Raw genomic sequence first — 17699 nt, forward strand, 5'->3', positions numbered from 1 at the left:
TCACGGCCGTTTTTTGGCGCCATCCAGAATATCCTGCATGTCTCGTATCACATCCGGGGAGAGCTGGCGAATCAGCTTCGAAAGATCGTTGGCGAAAGCCGTGTATTCCGGCTTCATGCCTGATGTGTCCACGACCACTCGTGGATCGGAACGGCCGGCCGTCGAGAAGAGCTCCTCCGCCTCGTCCCAGATAATGTTGAAATAGCCTGCAACGCGCTGGAGAAAGTCGAAATTTGGTAGGCCGCGCCGGCCGTGTTCGAGTGCCGAGAGATAGGCTGGAGAGACCCCGATCGCTGCGGCCATCTCCTTCTGAGAGACACCCTTGCGTTCCCGCAACTGCCGTAACGCGTCACCGAAAGGCGTCATCAGCGCTCCTGTCCGCGGCGGGAGAGCCGCACATAAAGAGCCCCCTCCCCGCCATGCTGACGTGCGGCAGGCTCGTAGGAGGAAATCAGGAAACGGAATTCCGGCAGGGAAAACCAGAGCGGCACCGCGCGCTTCAAGGCGCCTTCACTCCCCAGCGAGCTTCCCTTGCCAGTAATCACGAGGACATGGCGCAAACCCCGATCATGCGCCCGGATGAGGAAATCGAGCAGCATTCCATGCGCCTCACTCTGGATCAGTCCGTGCAGATCGATCCGAGCTTCAAGCGCCAGGTGACCGCGAGAGAGCTTGCGCTTGACCGGTTTTTCGAGGGGGTGGTGGATTCGGGGTGCGGACTTACGCTCAGGATCAGTGGCCGAGGTCGACGATGAGATGGCGGTCCGATTGAGAGCGGGCACGTCCTTCTCTTCTACCGGAGTCTCGAACTGATCTTCGAAACTCAGCAGGTCTTCCATACGTCCGGGCATCGGGCGGGTCGAACGCGCGACCTTGCCCCAGAGGATGCGATCTTCCGGATTGAGCTTTGGTCCACCCGACACTCAGACAAACCTCTCTGCCGCCTGCTTCGGGATGAGTATATAGAAGTCGGCTGCGTTGCGCACGGCCCCTGCCAACTCGCCCGCCTCATCTCCGGAGCCCGTAAAGATATCCCCGCGTGCAGGTCCGACGATTGCAGAACCGGTATCGAGCGCCAGCATGGTCCGCGCGAAATCGCGTCCGCCATCCATATGCGTCAATCCCTTGGCATGGATGAAGAAAGGAAATCCGAAAGTATGGATTTGGCGATCAACCGCGAGAGATCGGCCCGCAATCAGCGGTACCTTGGCGGCCGCAATCGGACCACGGGTGAGATCGTCAACCTCCGCCTCCCGGAAGAGGATGTAGGATCGGTTGTGCCAGAGGATCTCGTCGACGCGATCCGGATGAGCAGCGAGCCAGGCCCTGATCGACTGCATGGAGATATTGGCTTCCGGGATCTCCCCCCTATCGATCAGCAGGCGCCCAATGCCGGAGAAAGGATGACCGGCCTTGGCCGCATAGGTTATCCGACGCAGGCGTCCATCGGGATATCGCAACCGTGCAGCACCCTGGACATGGGCGAAGAACACATCGACCTTCGAGCGAGCCCAGGCGATTTCGAGCCCTCTGCCTTCGAGCCAGCCCCGATCAATGTCGCGGCGATCCGGATACGGCTTGAGGCCATTGTCTGTGCGTAGAGCGAATGCGTAACCGACTTCAAGGTCGGCGGTTCGGTTGGCGTCATCCACGTCCACGAGATCCAGAGGACGACGATAGAAGGGATGGCGGTATTCGTCATCGGGCCGATCGCTGACAGCGACTTCAGGCTCGTAGAATGCCGTGACCAGACCTGCGTTTTGGCCGTTGGGCTCGACCAGGAAGGGTCGCGTTCGCTGTTCGAAGAAAAGCCGCGCCTGAGCTGCGTTATCCGGACTGTGCGTCGATGCAGCGTCCAGCAGAGGCATCAGATCTTCGGCGGTCAGTCCCAAGGCACCTGGCTTATATGGTTTGACCGACTGCAGGTATCTCCTACAGTCGGTCAAGGCAGGCCAAAGGGATGACGGATCGTCGGATGACCAGCCGGGCAGATCATCGAAGGATGCCGGCCTCAGACGACAGGCGCTGAGATCGTTCATTGTTCTGCTTCGGTCGCGATCAGCTTCCAGTTCGGATCGCGCGAGCGCACATCGCGGGCGAAGGTCCACACGTCATTCACCTCGGACACCGCCTCGGCATCGCCATCAATGATGTCGCCCACCTTGTCGTAGGTGGCCGTGATCAACTGGCTGACGATGCGAACGGTCACCTGCTCCTCGTTCTCACGAGCGGATGCCTGGATGATGTCCGCCTTCTCGATGCCGACAAAAGTCGACTTCACGATCTCGCCGCGGCTCTCGCGATCGGCGATTGCGCTTTCGAAACCGTCGAAGACCTCGCGGGAGAGCAGTCCTTTCAAAGCCTTCCGGTCGCCATCGGCATAGGCCATGACGATCATCTCGTAAGCGATCTTGGCACCGTTCAGGAATTCCTTCGGGTTGAAGCTCGCGTCGTGGCGCAGAAGTTCGCGCAGCTGATCGTTCAGGGCTGTGCCGGCAGGCGCGTAGGCGTCCACGGCCACATAGCGATCTTCAGCGTTGCCATCCTCGCGGCGCGGAAGGGTGACAACCTTGCCATCGTCTCGCGCTGCACCCTTGGCCAGATCGCGCTGTGCGAACGGATCGAACGGCGGCTTTTCATGGCCCGTGCGTCGTCCAAGCACGCTACGGAGCTGAAAGAAGATCAGAACCGCCGCGACCAGGAAGAACAATGTAACGAAATCACTAGACCCCATGAATACCGCCAGGCTTGATTGAATTTGATTTTTCCTTCTCCCATATAGTCCGCAGCGCCGCATCATTCAAATGGCGCAATGCATTCTTTGCATCGAGTAAGCGCCGACTCTTGCGATATCCGGATCACAAAGGCGTTTGGAGCAGCCCATGCGCCTTCCCCTGGTGCTTTTTCTCATCGCACCGCTCATTGAAATCGCCAGCTTTATCCTGGTCGGGCAAGCCATCGGCGTGTTGCCGACCCTGGCGCTGATCATTCTGTCGGCATTCGCAGGTGTCATACTGCTTCGCTATCAGGGGGCGGGTATCCTGCGCCGATTGCAGAGCGAGGCGCAGCGAGGCATGGATCCCGGACGGGAACTGGTTCACGGTGCACTTCTGGTGGTGGCTGCCTTTCTTCTGATCGTGCCCGGCTTCTTTGGCGATATCATCGGAATTCTGCTCTTCCTACCCTTCGTTCGTGATCTCGCCTGGCGTCTGATCAAGCCGCGGCTCGTTGTCCGCAGCAGTTTTTCCGAGGCAGGTTTCAGGACGAGCCGCCCCAAAGACGAGAATGTGGTCGACCTCGGCGACGACGAGTATCAGCGTGAACCGGACCCGAACTCGCCTTGGCGGGATCCGCGGATCGGCCGCGACTGACGCTCCGCGGCACTGGCCGGCAGGGTTGTAAGCGCCAGTTTCAAATGTTAGATGGCCTTAGCAATTCATCTTCAAGGACACGCCCTATGGCCGACAACAATCAGGGAACGGCTTCTCCGTCCCTCAATATTCTCGCCCAGTACATCAAGGATCTTTCGTTTGAAAATCCGGGTGCACCCCGCTCGCTTCAAGCGCGCGACAAGGCGCCGGCCATCAACATAAACGTCAATGTCAATGCAAACCCGCTTTCCGACAACGACTTCGACGTCGTCCTGGCGCTGAATGCGGAAGCCAAGGATGGCGACAAGGTCGTGTTCGTGACCGAACTGATCTATGGCGGCGTCTTCCGCATCTCAGGCTTCCCGCAGGAACACATGCTGCCGGTTCTCTTCATCGAGTGCCCGCGCCTGCTCTTCCCCTTTGCCCGTCAGATCATCGCCGACGCGACCCGCAACGGCGGCTTCCCGCCGCTGATGATCGATCCGATCGACTTCGCCCAGATGTTCGCTCAGCGTGTTGCCGAAGAGCAGTCCCGCGCGAAGACGCAGTCGGTGCCGAACTGAGACAGCATTCTCTATCTGCCAAAGCAAAGGGCCCTTTTGGGCCCTTTTTTCATGCGTCGTATTTTGACCAGATCGCTTTGCCGCCAAGACGCCCGACGAGTTTGGCATGGCCTTCCACCTCGGCCGCAGAGAGACGTGGTGCAAGAGCACGCGGACGGTCGTAGCTGATCTCGATCACGTCATCGACTTCGCTCGTCTGGCTCCGGCGCGTGTCGATGGTCGTCAGACCCAGTGCTGCCTGCCGCCCGCCGAGCATCTCGATATAGACTTCGGCCAGCAGTTCGGAGTCGAGCAGAGCGCCGTGCTTCGTACGGTGCGAGTTGTCGATGCCGTATCGACGGCAGAGGGCGTCCAGCGAGTTCGGCCCCATCGGATGCTTGCGGCGTGCGAGCGCCAGCGTGTCGATCACCATATCGGACGGGACCGGTGCGAGGCTCAGGCGCTCGAACTCAGCGTTGATGAAACCCATGTCGAATGAGGCGTTGTGCGCGATCCACTTGGCGCCTTCAAAGAATTCCTGGAGCTCGGAAACGATCTCTGCGAAGACCGGCTTGTCCTTCAGAAATTCGTCGGTGATACCGTGCACCGCCAATGCATCGGGATGAACCTTTCGGTCGGCAGGGTTTATGTAGACATGAAAGGTGCGACCGGTTGGGAAATGGTTGAGCAATTCGATGCCACCGATTTCGATCACCCGGTCGGCCTTGTTGTCGAGCCCGGTCGTTTCCGTATCGAAAATGATCTCACGCATTGTCTGTCCGCTCCGCCTGTTCGCGTAGTCCTTTGACGATCGTTTTGACCTGCGCCCGCGCGCTGTCAATCCCGTGACCGGTATCAATGACGTAATCGGCCCTCGCACGCTTCTGGGCGTCCGGAACCTGCCTGGAGAGGATCAACTGGAACTTCTCTTCGGTCATCCCAGGCCGTGCCAGCACCCGCGCTCTCTGCATCTCGGGTTCGCAACTCACGACAACGATCCGGTCAACACGCTTTTCACCGCCGGTCTCGAACAACAAGGGAATGTCGAGCACGACAAAAGCATGGCCGAGTGCGCGTTGCTGCTCGAGAAAAGTCAATTCCCTGTTCCGCACCAGAGGATGCACGATCGCTTCGAGCTCTTTAAATTTAGCCGGATTCTTTGCCAGATTCGCCGACAGTTTGGCGCGATCGACAATGCCGTCGACAATGGTATCGGGGAAGATGCGTGCGACGGGCTCGACGGCTTCCGAGCGGTAGAGTTCGTGAACCACGCGATCCGCATCATTGACGGGCACACCTTCGTCGGCAAAGAGCGCAGCCGTTGTGGACTTGCCCATGCCGATCGAGCCTGTGAGCCCCACGATGATCATGCATGCGCCTCGATGTCGTCGAGCACGAGTTGGCGCAACTCAGCAGTCACTTCGGGCTTTTGTCCGAACCATCGTTCAAATCCAGGCACGGCCTGGTGCAGAAGCATGCCGAGACCATCGACCGTCGGCAGACCAATCTGCTCTGCCTGCTGAAGGAAGGGTGTCTTCAAAGGGACGTAGACGATATCGGTGACAAGGGCGTCGTTCTTCATCCTGTCAAAGGGAAGAAGGGGCGCAGCCGTGCCATCCATGCCCAAAGATGTCGTGTTCACGAACAGCCCGGCACCTTCCAGAAGGGAATTGAGGGCGTCCATGCCGTGCGCATGGAGCGGTGCCCCGAACCTGTCCACGAGTTCCCGGGCGCGATCGACCGTCCGGTTGACGACATGAACTTCTGAGATGCCGCGATCGCGAAGAGCCTGCAGAATGGCACGGCTGGCTCCCCCTGCTCCCAGAACCACGGCGCGATCGACCTTATCCCATCCCGGGTGCTGTGCATCGAGATTTGCAACAAAGCCGATGCCGTCGGTGTTCGTCGCGTGAAGCAAGCCGTCTTCACGCCAGAGCGTATTGGCTGCTCCGAGCTCTTCTGCCACCGGGTCAATCCGATCGACAAGTCTGCTCGCCGCCTCCTTGTGCGGGATCGTGATGTTGCCGCCCCGATAGGAACTGTCTGCGTCTTTGAGACGAAGCATGAAATCGCCAAAGTCCTCCGGGGCCACCGCAATCTTCTCATAGGTACCCGGCAGACCGTAGGATTGAAGCCAGTGCCCATGGATCACAGGCGAGCGAGAATGCTTGATTGGATAGCCGGCGACAAAAGCACGAGCAAAAGATGTTTCACGTGAATCACGCATGGTTAATCTCGTGCTGACGAAGGGCTGCGAGGAGAGGCAAAAGCGGTAGGCCGAGAATGGTGAAATAGTCGCCGGCGATGGCATCAAAGAGCTGAATGCCCTCCCCTTCGAGCTGATAGCAGCCGACGCTGGACAAGATCGACTTGCCGTTGCGCTCGATGTAGCCGTCCAGGAACTCATCTGAAAAGTCACGAACCTGCATGCAGGCTTTCGTCACGTCGCTCCAGATCAACTCGCCATCCCGAACCAGACAGACTGCGCTATTCAGGAAGTGTGCCTTGCCGCGCAGGCTGATCAAGGTCTGCCGTGCCTCATCCAGAGAAGCGGCCTTGTGAAAGATCTGGTTTCCGAGAGACATGGTCTGGTCGCAGCCGATGACGAAGGCGCCTGGAGCGCGCTCCGACACATCCACGGCCTTGGCCAGCGCCAGGTGCCGGGCAACCGATACCGGGTCTCGTCCTGCGAGCGGCAGATTTTCCTCGATCGCTCTTTCATCCACCGTCGCCGGGATCGCGATAAAGTCGAGGCCGGCATTTTTCAGAAGCATCTGGCGCGCCGTGCTGCCCGACGCGAGAATCAAGGGTGAGCCCATGCTGAGACCTTCGTGATGGTAGTGTCCTGAATTAGCGCGGCTTGGGACGCAGAGCAACAATCGCCGCCGCCGTCTCCTCGATCGACCGGCGCGTCACGTCGATCAGCGGCCAGTTGTTGCGCGCACACAGCGAACGGGCATATTTCAGCTCTTCCGTGATTGAGGCCCGGTCGACATACTCGCTGCGGTCATAGCCGGTTGTCGCGCCAAGGACCCGGTTCTCGCGAACCTGGGAAATCCGATCCGACGTGGCGATGAGACCAACGATCAGAGGCCGTGTTGCTTTCAGCAATCCGTCGGGCAGCGGAACGCCCGGGACGATCGGCAGGTTCGCGGTCTTGATGCCGCGGTTGGCGAGATAGATGCTCGTCGGGGTCTTGGAGGTGCGGCTGATGCCGATGATCACGACATCGGCCTGATCATAATCCTCCGGCGCCTGGCCATCGTCATGGTCCATGGTGAAATTCAACGCTTCAATGCGTGCGAAATATTCGGCGTTCAGAACATGCTGAGCACCGACGCGGCCGCGGGACGGCGCGCCCAGATAGTCCTGAAACTTCTCGATGATCGGGGCCAGCACGTTGACGCAGGGCAAGCCCAGTTCATGACATCCCGTTTCGACAAGTGCTGCGAGATCCTGGTCGACGATCGTGTAGAGCACGATACCGGGTTCGCGATCGAGCGCATCGATCAACGCCTTGATCTGTTTCTTGCTGCGGATCAGGGGATAAACATGCTCGATGGCATTTGAACCGCGAAATTGCGCGGCGGCTGCTCGGCCTGCCGAGATCAGAGTCTCCCCCGTTGAGTTAGAAATCAAGTGGAGATGGAAGAAGTTTTTCCGGTTCTCCACGTTCTTCACCGCACCCTGTTGATAGTCTGGGATAAACAGAGGCCACGGCGGGCGGGGCGGACCAGGGACGGGAAAAGTGCCGATTTATCCACAATTGGACCCCGAGAGGCTCTCGATTCCAGGGGGTTGTGAATTACGGTAATGACAGAAGATTGTTCTTCGCATTTCGACTCCTTCTCCTCCGTTAACCCGGATTCTGTCCGGATCGCAAATCCATGGAATCACGGGTTAATTTGCAGTTATCCCCATTATCCCAGAGCCGGAGCGAACTTGGTGGCCTCGACTATCGACTGAGATCCCGGATTGCGAACAAGCTGTGATCGTCGATTAATCCTTGATAGTCAGAGACTCTTAGAAATAGAAGAAGATTCAATATCTCTTTTCTTTTTTGAAAGGGCTTGAGCCTTGAGCACGCCGAACCGAAAAGTCCTCGACGTTCTGAATGGGAAAACGGTCACACCACCGCCCATCTGGCTCATGAGACAAGCAGGCCGTTATCTCCCGGAGTATCGGGAAACACGGAAGAAGGCCGGGAGCTTTCTCGATCTCTGTTACTCCCCCGAGTATGCGACGGAGGTAACCCTTCAGCCGATCCGCCGATATGGCTTTGATGCAGCCATCCTGTTTTCGGATATTCTGGTCATCCCGGATGCGCTTCATCGCAACGTGACCTTCACTGAAGGCCATGGTCCGCAGATGGACCCCATCGACACGGACGGCATACTGGCGCTTTCGCAGGAAGGCGTCCTGGATCACCTCAAGCCGGTCATGGAGACGGTTTCACGGCTGCGTGGGGCACTGCCCAACGAAACCACCCTGCTTGGCTTCTGTGGAGCTCCCTGGACGGTGGCGACCTACATGATCGCTGGACATGGCACACCCGACCAGGCGCCTGCCCGTCTCTTCGCCTATCGTCATCCGGAGGTTTTTGCCCGTCTCCTCGATTTTCTCGCCGATGTCTCCGCCGACTACCTCGTCGCGCAGATCGATGCCGGTGCAGACGCCGTGCAGATCTTCGATTCCTGGGCAGGTGTTCTGGGCGAGGCGGAATTCGAGGCTTTCGCCGTGCGGCCCGTTCGCCGCATCATCGACTCGGTCAAGTCGCGTCGTCCTCAGGCGAAGGTGATCGCCTTTGCCAAGGGCGCGGGGATCTTGTTGAAAAATTTTCGTGAGGTCACCCGTGCCGACGCCATCGGTCTCGATTGGTCGGTTCCGTTGAGCTTCGCTGTCGAGCTGCAGAAGGATGGTCCGGTTCAAGGCAATCTGGATCCGATGCGTGTCGTTGCTGGTGGCGCAGCGCTCAAGGACGGCATCGACGCGATCCTCCAGGCGCTCGGCCATGGACCGCTGATCTTCAATCTTGGCCACGGGATTACGCCGCAGGCTGATCCGGAGCATGTGACCGAACTCGTCGCCCAGGTTCGGAGTTTCGGCTAACCATGGAAAAGCAGATCGACGACAAGCCCGGGATGCGCGCAGCGAGAAAGGCTGCGTCCGCTCTCGTGTTTTTCGGGATCGTCGGTGCCGGTATCATGCTGGCCGGACCAGATCAGGCTTACCCCTGGATCAAAGCGCTGCATGTCATCGCGATCATCTCGTGGATGGCAGGCATGCTCTACCTGCCGCGACTGTTCATCTATCATTCGGACTGTGATCCATCGTCACAGCAGGCAAAAACGTTTGCCGTCATGGAAACCAGGCTGATGAAGGTGATCATGACGCCGGCGATGGTCGTTTCCTGGATTCTGGGATTGTATCTGGCCTGGCAGGTTTTTGCGTTCCAGGGTGGTTGGCTGCATGCCAAGATCGCAGCCGTTGTCGCATTGTCCGGCGTTCACGGCTATTTCGCCAAGGCTGTCAAATCGTTCGGGCGTGGCGAGTACGTGGGAACGCCGCGTTACTGGCGCATGATGAACGAGGCGCCTACCCTGCTGATGATCCTGATTGTGGTCCTTGCGGTCGTGAAGCCCTTCTGATCGCGGCGCGATCACGCATTATTTTCGGTGGTGCCGGCTTTTCGCTTGCGGTCGAATCCGCGAGTCGCTATTTTCGCGCTACTTCCTCCCTTGGCTTGCGTACTATTCAGTCATTTGCGGCTCTCGCGATCGTACCGAATTCCACCAGCTCGCCGTTCCCCTTGAAAATTCTATCTGACGTGGTCCCTCTTCATGGCTGAAATGAAGCTACAAGAACTCAAAAGCAAATCGCCGACCGATCTCCTGACCTTTGCTGAATCGCTCGAAGTTGAAAACGCGAGCACGATGCGCAAGCAGGAGCTGATGTTTGCGATCCTGAAGATGCTGGCGAGCCAGGATGTTGAGATCATCGGCGAAGGCGTGGTGGAAGTCCTGCAGGATGGCTTCGGTTTCCTGCGTTCGGCCAATGCGAACTATCTCCCAGGCCCTGACGATATCTACATTTCGCCCTCACAGATCCGCCGCTTCTCGCTGAAGACCGGTGATACCGTCGAGGGTCCAATCCGGGGACCGAAGGAAGGCGAACGCTATTTCGCGCTGCTGAAGGTCAACACGATCAATTTCGAGGATCCAGAAAAGATCCGCCACAAGGTGCATTTCGACAACCTGACGCCGCTCTATCCGAACGAGCGCTTCAAGATGGAACTCGATGTTCCGACGTCGAAGGACCTGTCTGCACGTGTCATCGATCTCGTGGCGCCACTCGGCAAGGGCCAGCGTGGCCTGATCGTCGCACCACCGCGCACCGGTAAGACGGTCATTCTCCAGAATATCGCGCATTCTATCACGGCCAACCATCCGGAATGTTATCTGATCGTCCTTCTGATCGACGAACGTCCGGAAGAAGTGACCGACATGCAGCGTTCGGTCCGCGGTGAAGTCGTGTCTTCGACCTTCGACGAGCCCGCGGTTCGTCACGTTCAGGTGGCAGAAATGGTCATCGAGAAGGCCAAGCGTCTTGTCGAACATGGCCGAGACGTCGTCATTCTGCTCGATTCCATCACGCGCCTCGGCCGCGCCTACAACACCGTTGTGCCGTCGTCCGGCAAAGTCTTGACCGGTGGTGTCGATGCCAATGCATTGCAGCGCCCGAAGCGCTTCTTCGGTGCAGCGCGCAACATCGAAGAAGGCGGTTCGCTGACGATCATCGCAACGGCACTGATCGACACTGGTAGCCGTATGGACGAAGTCATCTTTGAAGAGTTCAAGGGCACCGGTAACTCGGAAATCGTTCTCGATCGGAAGGTCGCGGACAAGCGCATCTTCCCGGCCATGGACATCCTCAAGTCCGGTACGCGTAAGGAAGATCTGTTGGTCCCGCGCCAGGATCTCCAGAAGATTTTCGTTCTGCGCCGTATTCTTGCGCCGATGGGCACGACCGATGCCATCGAATTCCTCATCGACAAGCTCAAGCAGACGAAGAACAACGGCGACTTCTTCGACTCGATGAACACCTGATGTGGTGCCGGTTTCGGCCGGCAGCCTCAGGCTTCGCCTGTGAGTGATCTCGTGACCGCTCGTTCCGATACGATTTGTGCTCTTGCGTCCGGCGGTTTACCCGCCGGCGTTGCTGTTATCAGGGTCAGTGGTCCTAGCAGCTTCGAAGCTGTCAGTCAGATGGTTGGCTCACTGCCCGAACCGCGCCTGGCAGCCTTGCGGACATTGCGGACCACGAGCGGTGAGTTTCTTGATCGGGGTCTTGTTCTCGTTTTCCCAGCACCCAATTCCTTCACCGGTGAGGACTGTGTGGAATTGCATCTGCATGGTGGCCGCGCCGTTGTGAACGCGGCACTTCGATCATTAGCCGGATTCAACGGGATTAGATTGGCCGAAGCCGGAGAGTTCTCGAAACGCGCGTTTGAAAACGGCAAGATGGATCTTGTCGAGGTCGAAGGTCTCGCCGATCTCCTTAGCGCCGAGACCGAGATGCAGAGAAGGCTTGCGGGTGAACAGGCCAATGGTCATCTGTCCGCTGTCTACGACGAATGGCGTGAGAAACTTGTATTCGTACGCGCCATGCTCGAAGCAGAACTGGACTTCAGTGACGAGGGCGACATTCCAGGTTCGGTGTCCGATCGTATCTGGGCCGACGTCGGCGAGCTAAAGTTACAGGTGGACCGGGCAATCGGCAATCTTCGGGCCGGCGAGATCATCCGTGATGGTTTCAAGGTGGCCCTTGCCGGCCTGCCGAATGCCGGGAAATCAAGCCTGATGAATGCGTTGGCGCAGCGCGACGTGGCAATTGTGACACCTGTAGCCGGTACGACGCGCGATGTTGTTCGCTGTGAACTGGACATCGACGGATACAAGTTTGAACTCTCCGATACTGCTGGTCTCAGAGACACAGACGATCTGGTTGAGCAGGAGGGGATCCGTCGTGCGTTCAGGACGATCAATGATGCAGACCTTGTTCTGCATTTAATCGATCTGTCCGAGCAACCGAAAGCGCAACCGATAGATTTCGACCGCCCCACACTGTGTATCGGGACGAAGAGCGACCTTGCCAGCAATCTAGTGCCTAACTCTGCTTGCGCTTTCCACGTTTCATCAGCGTCAGGAGAAGGGCTGGAAACCCTGAGGCTACGGCTGCTTGATGCGGTGCGTAGCCATACGCAGGTCGAGAGCCTTGCAATTCCCAGTCGTTTGAGGCATGCAGAGCGCCTTCGGCTCGCGTCGAGACATCTTGCGTCCGCGCTCGAGGGTAGTTCGTTGCCCCTCGAGATCCGTGCCGAAGAGCTGCGACTGGCGTCCGTCGAATTGGCGAGAGTGACCGGTCGAATCGATACCGAAACGCTTTTGGGTAAAATCTTCTCCGAATTCTGTGTCGGGAAGTGATTCACGTGAAACAGGCTGTACCGCGATCATGTCTGAGAGACATTTCGATGTAATTGTTGTTGGTGGCGGTCATGCCGGTACCGAAGCAGCCGCAGCGGCTGCACGCATGGGTGCAAAAACCGCGCTCGTGACCCACAAGGCTGAAACAATCGGCGTCATGTCCTGCAATCCGGCGATTGGCGGCTTAGGAAAAGGGCATCTTGTCCGTGAGATCGATGCGCTTGACGGCATTATGGGTCGCGCGGCGGACGAGGGCGGCATTCAGTTTCGTATGCTGAACCGGAGGAAGGGCCCGGCTGTTTGGGGGCCGCGCACGCAGGCGGATCGAAAGCTTTATCGACGGGCTGTTCAGCGTTTGCTCGCGGAGATTCCTAATCTCGACATCATCGAAGGTGGCGTGGTCGGATTTGTTCGTGACTCTACCGAAATAAATGGTGTGATCCTTGGTGACGGGCTGCAGCTTCGTGCTGCAGCAGTCGTCTTGACAACCGGTACCTTTCTCAACGGTCTGATCCACATCGGTGACAGAAAGATTGCTGCTGGCCGTGTTGGCGAGGCCCCTGCCCTGGGTGTCAGCGATGACTTGGCAGCGTTGGGCCTGAAGCTTGGTCGCCTCAAGACCGGGACCCCGGCGCGCCTCGATCGCAAAACGATCCGCTGGGACGAGCTTGAACTTCAGGAAGCGGATGAGAATCCCATCCCATTCTCATTCATGACGGAAACGGTAACGACGCCACAGATCGCTTGCGGTATCACGCGAACGACGACTGAAACCCATCGGATCATCCGGGAGAACATCGACCGCTCTGCCATGTATTCCGGCCAAATCGAAGGTGTCGGTCCGCGGTATTGTCCGTCCATTGAGGACAAGATCAATCGCTTCGGCGATCGTGATGGTCATCAGATCTTTCTCGAGCCGGAAGGATTGGATGACGACACCATCTATCCGAACGGAATCTCGACCTCGCTGCCGGAGGATGTCCAGGAGCTGTTCATACGGTCGATCCCAGGCCTCGAGAATGTCCGAATCCTCCAGCCCGGTTATGCCATCGAGTATGACTATGTCGATCCACAGCAGCTGGACCTATCTCTGGCAGTGAAAGGTATGAAGGGTTTGTATCTCGCTGGTCAGATCAATGGTACAACTGGTTATGAAGAGGCCGGGGCTCAAGGCTTGCTGGCAGGGATCAACGCAGCCCGGCTCGCGGCCGGTGAAAGCGGTTTCTCCTTCAGCCGTACGGATTCTTATATCGGCGTAATGATCGATGACCTGACATCGCGCGGCGTTGCAGAGCCCTATCGTATGTTTACCTCGCGGGCCGAGTATCGGTTGTCGTTGAGGGCTGACAATGCCGACATGCGGCTTACGCCCTATGGCATTGAGCTTGGTTGCGTATCTTCTGAACGGGCCAGAAAATTTGAGACTTATCGCGCTCAGCGGGAAGGGCTGTATGAACAGCTTGGAGCGCTTACCGCCTCGCCTAATGAGATGGCTATCGCCGGAGTTGCGATCAACCAGGATGGTCGTCGTCGTTCGGCTCGAGAGATCCTGTCCTATCCGGACATAAGCTGGGATCAGGTTGTTCAAGTCTGGCCCGAACTAAAGTCCACGGATGCGAAGATCGCAACCGCCGTCGAGATCGATTGCCTCTACCATGTCTACCTTGAAAGGCAGTCGGCGGATATCGAAGGCTTGCGGGCCGAGGAAGAGCGCGTGATTCCCGATGATTTCGACTATTCGGTGTTATCTGGTCTCTCTAATGAGCTGAAGGCCAAGTTGATTGCCAGAAAGCCCCGCAATATTGCCCAGGCAAGTCGGCTCGAAGGGATGACTCCTGCGGCTGTCGCTTTGCTTGTCGCCCACCTGCGCAAAACCCAAGTTAATAAATTGGCATCCTGATATGCAAAGAACGAAAAGTGCCCCTTATGGAATCGATGTTTCACGTGAAACGCAGGAGCGCCTTGATCGCTTTGCCAACCTCTTTCTGAAATGGGCTGCTAGAATCAATCTCATAGCGCCTTCGACGCTGGAACAGCTATGGACGCGGCATATTGCGGACTCGTTGCAACTCCGAAACATTGTGCCGACACCGGGCCAGTGGATCGATCTCGGAAGCGGCGGGGGATTTCCGGGTATCATCACGGCGATCACCCTGGCGGAAAGCCAAGCTGGATGGGTCGATCTCGTCGAAAGCAACAATAAGAAGTGTGGCTTCCTGCGGACGGCGATTTTGGAGACAGGCGCTCGGGCGTCCGTGTACCCTCTCCGGATCGAGGATGCCTCTTCGAAGCTTCCCGCGCCCGACTTCATATCCGCGCGTGCACTTGCCGAACTTGATTTGCTGTTCGCTTATGCCCATCCCTGGGCACTTGCCAATCCAAATCTGAAGTTGATTTTCCATAAAGGTCGGGATTACCAGTCCGAGATCGATAAAGCGCGTGGTCGCTGGGACTTCGATCTGGTAAAACATCAAAGCGTTGTCGAGGCAGATTCCGTGATCTTGGAGATCACCTCTCTGACGCGCAGGGTTTAACGGTTCGGGTGCCAAATGAGTCTCGAGAAAAACCGCATCATCACCATCGCCAACCAAAAGGGTGGCGTGGGCAAGACCACGACAGCGATCAACCTGGCGACAGCCCTGGCGGCGATCGGAGAGCGTGTGCTCATCGTTGACCTGGACCCGCAGGGAAATGCCAGTACCGGCCTCGGTATCGACCGTCGTGACCGGCGCCTGTCTTCCTACGATGTGCTGATCGGGACCCATTCGGTCAGCGAAGCGGTCCTCGAAACGGCTGTGCCGAACCTCTCGATCGTCCCATCAACGATGGACCTGCTCGGTTTCGAAATGGAAATCTCGCAGCAGGCGGATCGGGTCTTTCGTCTGAGAAGAGCCCTCAACCAGGATGATGCGCGCGCTTATAGCTATGTGCTGCTCGACTGCCCGCCCTCGTTCAACCTTTTGACGATGAATGCCATGGCGGCGGCGCATTCGGTTCTGGTGCCTTTGCAGTGCGAGTTCTTTGCGCTCGAAGGTCTCAGCCAGCTGCTCGACACCATCAACCAAGTGCGTCAGACGGTGAATCCGACCCTCGATATCCAGGGAATCGTCCTGACGATGTTCGATTCCCGCAATAATCTCGCGCAACAGGTGGTCAGCGATGTCCGCGAGCATCTCGGCGAGAAGGTTTACGCGACGCTCATTCCGAGAAATGTGCGGGTCTCCGAAGCGCCATCGTATGGTAAGCCGGCTATCCTTTATGATCTCAAATGCGCCGGCAGCCAGGCCTATCTGCAGCTGGCTTCGGAAGTCATTCAGCGCGAGCGGCAGCGCAAAGCCGCCTAATCTTCGTACAAGGGTGTGAGTATGAGCGAAGACGTATCGAAACGGCGCCTCGGGCGTGGACTTGCAGCGCTGATCGGCGAGATGGATCAGCCAGTTCCCGTCGGCGAGGCGCGCCCGACCGTTAGCGCGGACCGGACCGTTCCGATCGAATTCGTGGCCCGTAGCCCGAAGAACCCTCGCCGGTATTTCGACGAGGCCGAACTTCAGGATCTGGCCGGATCCATTCGCCAGCACGGGATCGTTCAACCTGTCGTCGTACGGACCACGAGCAGCGATCGCTACGAAATCATTGCTGGCGAACGTCGCTGGCGCGCGGCACAACTCGCCGGCCTCGTTGAGATCCCCGTCATCGTTCGCGATGTCGATGACCGGACAGCACTTGAACTGGCGATCGTCGAAAACGTTCAGCGCGCCGATCTCAATCCGCTGGAAGAAGCTCTTGGCTACGAGCAGCTCATCGCCGAACATGGCTATACCCAGAATGATCTGGGTGAGATCATCGGCAAGAGCCGCAGCCATGTTGCCAACAGTCTTCGACTGTTGAAACTCCCTGATCCGGTTCGGGACATGCTGGCTGATGGCAGCCTCTCAGCGGGTCATGCGCGCGCGCTTGTGTCCACTCCGGATCCCCTCGTTCTTGCCAAGACGATCGCCCAGAAGGGGCTTTCCGTTCGCGATGCCGAGAAGCTGGCGCAGAACCATATCAAGGCACAGCAGTCCCCTGCGCCCGCGGATGTGCGTGAATCCAAGGATTCCGATACCATCGCCCTGGAGCGCAGCCTCTCAGATCGCCTCGGATTATCCGTGTCGATCAACCACAAGGGCGGCGGCGGTCAGTTGAAGATCAATTACAAGACGCTCGATCAGCTCGAAGAGATCTGCCGCTTGCTCGAAGCACGCTGATCAGGCGCGGCGATTCCTTCGAGCTGACTGAAGCGTTGTCGCAAGAAGCGTCTGGATTGCCAGATTGTCTTCAAGCTGCGCGTTCTGCCGGCTTTGGAGGATCGCGGTGTTCAGTCTTGCGCTTTCCCGGGCCAGCTCAGAACTGTTCCAGTTCCGTAACGCTTTCTCGATTATCGGTTTGCGCTTGAAGTGAATTCCCCGCCCATGCGTCTGCATGGCCTGCGAAGCCTGCTGCTGGCGCTCTTCCATCTCGAGGCGCATGGTTTCCAGCAGCTGCATCTGTTTCATCGTGCCCTGCAGGACGAGGAAGACAGCGGTCTTGGAGGCAATGACCTTCTGGACGGCATGGAGAAATCCATCAGGATCGCCTGACAAAACGGCATCGACCACTTCGTCAGTCGATACTGCGCTCGCATCGCCAACGATCTCGAGCACATGGTTCTCGTCGATCAACTCGTCCTTCATGCAGTAGATGACCAGCTTCTGTATTTCATTGCGAGACGCAATCCGATCGCCACCAATCGATTCCAGCAGAAGTTCGCGTGCTGCCGGCGTAATGCGCAAATTGGCAGCCGCCAGTTCCGCGTCGATCAGGCTATTCAGTGCTCGTGCATCATCCTGGTAGCAGGCGATGCAGGCGATGCTGCGCTCTCCCTCGGCGACCTTGCGAAGTGCTGACCCCTTCTTGAGGTCACCGGCTTCGATCAGAAGATAGCTGCCCTCGGGTGGATGTGCCGCGAGATGCGCCAAACCGTCGACTAACTGTTTCTCGTTGGCGGCGCCTCGAACCCAAATCAGCTTCTCACCGCCGAACAGCCCGAAGGCGTTGACCTCGTCGATGAGGCGACCCGGATCAGATTGGATGTCGGAGGCATCCAGACGGATCAGTGCAAAGCCGTCGTTGAGATCAACACCGGTTGTCTTTGCAACCTGTGAGGCGCGCTCTGCAACGAGTCCACGATCAGGCCCGTAGATAACGAACATCCGATAGTGCCTGGCCGATTTGGCCAGGAACCCTTCGAATTCATGCGATTTGACCTCAACCATGGCCGCAGA

20 protein-coding genes are annotated in these 17699 nt (G+C 58.0%); 10 read left to right on the forward strand and 10 right to left on the reverse strand.

The window, feature by feature from the left end; all coding sequences use genetic code 11:
* The 4 genes from SJY08_RS19035 to SJY08_RS19050 are packed head-to-tail and all read right to left on the reverse strand — an operon-like array spanning position 1 to position 2734.
* Positions 1–366: a helix-turn-helix domain-containing protein gene (locus tag SJY08_RS19035; RefSeq protein ID WP_054150005.1), complete on the reverse strand. Its 366-nt coding sequence runs from the start codon at positions 364–366 to the stop codon at positions 1–3.
* Entirely contained in the window at positions 366–923 is a 558-nt protein-coding gene (locus SJY08_RS19040; protein ID WP_377277597.1) for a Smr/MutS family protein, read from the reverse strand. Before SJY08_RS19040 ends, SJY08_RS19035 begins: the two co-directional genes overlap by 1 nt.
* Positions 924–2039 carry a murein transglycosylase A gene (locus SJY08_RS19045; RefSeq protein ID WP_377277599.1) on the reverse strand — a complete coding sequence of 372 codons (1116 nt, stop codon included), beginning with the start codon at positions 2037–2039 and terminating at the stop codon, positions 924–926. It abuts the gene before it with no gap.
* Positions 2036–2734: a Tim44/TimA family putative adaptor protein gene (locus tag SJY08_RS19050; protein ID WP_377277601.1), complete on the reverse strand. Its 699-nt coding sequence runs from the start codon at positions 2732–2734 to the stop codon at positions 2036–2038. The genes SJY08_RS19045 and SJY08_RS19050 overlap by 4 nt, the downstream gene beginning before the upstream one ends.
* A gap of 148 nt (positions 2735–2882) precedes the next feature.
* Here SJY08_RS19050 and SJY08_RS19055 point away from each other — a divergent pair, with 148 nt between their 5' ends.
* Positions 2883–3371, forward strand: a complete 489-nt coding sequence (locus SJY08_RS19055; protein WP_069042727.1) for an FxsA family protein — start codon at positions 2883–2885, stop codon at positions 3369–3371.
* Between the two features lie 86 nt (positions 3372–3457).
* The gene (gene secB, locus SJY08_RS19060; RefSeq protein ID WP_377277603.1) at positions 3458–3934 is read left to right on the forward strand and encodes a protein-export chaperone SecB; all 477 of its coding nucleotides are present in this window, start codon (positions 3458–3460) and stop codon (positions 3932–3934) included.
* A 49-nt stretch (positions 3935–3983) separates the two neighbouring features.
* Here secB and dnaQ read toward each other — a convergent pair whose 3' ends face one another.
* Genes dnaQ through SJY08_RS19085 form a run of 5 tightly spaced genes read right to left on the reverse strand, consistent with a single transcriptional unit; the run spans position 3984 to position 7585 of the window.
* Positions 3984–4685, reverse strand: a complete 702-nt coding sequence (gene dnaQ, locus SJY08_RS19065; protein WP_377277605.1) for a DNA polymerase III subunit epsilon — start codon at positions 4683–4685, stop codon at positions 3984–3986.
* Positions 4678–5283 carry a dephospho-CoA kinase gene (gene coaE / locus SJY08_RS19070; protein WP_377277607.1) on the reverse strand — a complete coding sequence of 202 codons (606 nt, stop codon included), beginning with the start codon at positions 5281–5283 and terminating at the stop codon, positions 4678–4680. Before coaE ends, dnaQ begins: the two co-directional genes overlap by 8 nt.
* Positions 5280–6140, reverse strand: coding sequence for a shikimate dehydrogenase (locus tag SJY08_RS19075; RefSeq protein WP_377277609.1), 861 nt, complete (start codon positions 6138–6140; stop codon positions 5280–5282). Before SJY08_RS19075 ends, coaE begins: the two co-directional genes overlap by 4 nt.
* Positions 6133–6732 (reverse strand): Maf family protein, encoded by a 600-nt coding sequence (locus tag SJY08_RS19080; RefSeq protein WP_300890190.1) that lies wholly within the window; start codon positions 6730–6732, stop codon positions 6133–6135. The genes SJY08_RS19075 and SJY08_RS19080 overlap by 8 nt, the downstream gene beginning before the upstream one ends.
* A 31-nt stretch (positions 6733–6763) precedes the next feature.
* Complete coding sequence (locus SJY08_RS19085) at positions 6764–7585, reverse strand: pyruvate, water dikinase regulatory protein (RefSeq protein ID WP_377277612.1); 822 nt, start codon at positions 7583–7585, stop codon at positions 6764–6766.
* 405 nt (positions 7586–7990) lie between these two features.
* Between SJY08_RS19085 and hemE the strand changes: the two genes are divergently transcribed.
* The 8 genes from hemE to SJY08_RS19125 all read left to right on the forward strand — a co-directional run bounded on the left by hemE (position 7991) and on the right by SJY08_RS19125 (position 16643).
* Entirely contained in the window at positions 7991–9022 is a 1032-nt protein-coding gene (hemE, locus tag SJY08_RS19090) for a uroporphyrinogen decarboxylase (protein WP_377277614.1), read from the forward strand.
* A 2-nt stretch (positions 9023–9024) separates the two neighbouring features.
* Positions 9025–9561: a protoporphyrinogen oxidase HemJ gene (gene hemJ, locus SJY08_RS19095; protein WP_377277616.1), complete on the forward strand. Its 537-nt coding sequence runs from the start codon at positions 9025–9027 to the stop codon at positions 9559–9561.
* Between the two features lie 192 nt (positions 9562–9753).
* On the forward strand, positions 9754–11019 hold the full coding sequence (gene rho, locus SJY08_RS19100; RefSeq protein ID WP_085942900.1) for a transcription termination factor Rho: 1266 nt from the start codon (positions 9754–9756) through the stop codon (positions 11017–11019).
* Positions 11020–11070: 51 nt separating this feature from the next.
* Positions 11071–12396 (forward strand): tRNA uridine-5-carboxymethylaminomethyl(34) synthesis GTPase MnmE, encoded by a 1326-nt coding sequence (gene mnmE / locus SJY08_RS19105; protein ID WP_377277618.1) that lies wholly within the window; start codon positions 11071–11073, stop codon positions 12394–12396.
* Positions 12397–12424: 28 nt separating this feature from the next.
* Positions 12425–14296, forward strand: coding sequence for a tRNA uridine-5-carboxymethylaminomethyl(34) synthesis enzyme MnmG (gene mnmG, locus SJY08_RS19110; RefSeq protein ID WP_377277620.1), 1872 nt, complete (start codon positions 12425–12427; stop codon positions 14294–14296).
* Between the two features lies 1 nt (position 14297).
* Positions 14298–14930 carry a 16S rRNA (guanine(527)-N(7))-methyltransferase RsmG gene (gene rsmG / locus SJY08_RS19115; protein WP_377277622.1) on the forward strand — a complete coding sequence of 211 codons (633 nt, stop codon included), beginning with the start codon at positions 14298–14300 and terminating at the stop codon, positions 14928–14930.
* 15 nt (positions 14931–14945) lie between these two features.
* Complete coding sequence (locus SJY08_RS19120; protein WP_054150020.1) at positions 14946–15740, forward strand: ParA family protein; 795 nt, start codon at positions 14946–14948, stop codon at positions 15738–15740.
* Between the two features lie 21 nt (positions 15741–15761).
* Positions 15762–16643 (forward strand): ParB/RepB/Spo0J family partition protein, encoded by an 882-nt coding sequence (locus SJY08_RS19125; protein WP_054150021.1) that lies wholly within the window; start codon positions 15762–15764, stop codon positions 16641–16643.
* Here SJY08_RS19125 and holA read toward each other — a convergent pair whose 3' ends face one another.
* The gene (gene holA / locus SJY08_RS19130) at positions 16644–17690 is read right to left on the reverse strand and encodes a DNA polymerase III subunit delta (RefSeq protein ID WP_377277625.1); all 1047 of its coding nucleotides are present in this window, start codon (positions 17688–17690) and stop codon (positions 16644–16646) included. It lies immediately after the preceding gene.
* Between the last annotated feature and the right edge of the window lie 9 nt (positions 17691–17699).

The organism is Rhizobium sp. R86522 (assembly GCF_042466255.1).
Lineage (GTDB): Bacteria > Pseudomonadota > Alphaproteobacteria > Rhizobiales > Rhizobiaceae > Allorhizobium.

Coding starts and splice junctions, on each gene's coding strand:
- SJY08_RS19055 (WP_069042727.1), top strand. CDS start 2,883: ATGCGCCTTCCCCTGGTGCTTTTTCTCATCGCACCGCTCATTGAAATC.
- SJY08_RS19080 (WP_300890190.1), bottom strand. CDS start 6,732: ATGGGCTCACCCTTGATTCTCGCGTCGGGCAGCACGGCGCGCCAGATG.
- SJY08_RS19120 (WP_054150020.1), top strand. CDS start 14,946: ATGAGTCTCGAGAAAAACCGCATCATCACCATCGCCAACCAAAAGGGT.
- holA (WP_377277625.1), bottom strand. CDS start 17,690: ATGGTTGAGGTCAAATCGCATGAATTCGAAGGGTTCCTGGCCAAATCG.
- dnaQ (WP_377277605.1), bottom strand. CDS start 4,685: ATGCGTGAGATCATTTTCGATACGGAAACGACCGGGCTCGACAACAAG.
- coaE (WP_377277607.1), bottom strand. CDS start 5,283: ATGATCATCGTGGGGCTCACAGGCTCGATCGGCATGGGCAAGTCCACA.
- SJY08_RS19035 (WP_054150005.1), bottom strand. CDS start 366: ATGACGCCTTTCGGTGACGCGTTACGGCAGTTGCGGGAACGCAAGGGT.
- SJY08_RS19050 (WP_377277601.1), bottom strand. CDS start 2,734: ATGGGGTCTAGTGATTTCGTTACATTGTTCTTCCTGGTCGCGGCGGTT.
- SJY08_RS19125 (WP_054150021.1), top strand. CDS start 15,762: ATGAGCGAAGACGTATCGAAACGGCGCCTCGGGCGTGGACTTGCAGCG.
- secB (WP_377277603.1), top strand. CDS start 3,458: ATGGCCGACAACAATCAGGGAACGGCTTCTCCGTCCCTCAATATTCTC.
- hemJ (WP_377277616.1), top strand. CDS start 9,025: ATGGAAAAGCAGATCGACGACAAGCCCGGGATGCGCGCAGCGAGAAAG.
- mnmG (WP_377277620.1), top strand. CDS start 12,425: ATGTCTGAGAGACATTTCGATGTAATTGTTGTTGGTGGCGGTCATGCC.
- rsmG (WP_377277622.1), top strand. CDS start 14,298: ATGCAAAGAACGAAAAGTGCCCCTTATGGAATCGATGTTTCACGTGAA.
- rho (WP_085942900.1), top strand. CDS start 9,754: ATGGCTGAAATGAAGCTACAAGAACTCAAAAGCAAATCGCCGACCGAT.
- SJY08_RS19045 (WP_377277599.1), bottom strand. CDS start 2,039: ATGAACGATCTCAGCGCCTGTCGTCTGAGGCCGGCATCCTTCGATGAT.
- SJY08_RS19075 (WP_377277609.1), bottom strand. CDS start 6,140: ATGCGTGATTCACGTGAAACATCTTTTGCTCGTGCTTTTGTCGCCGGC.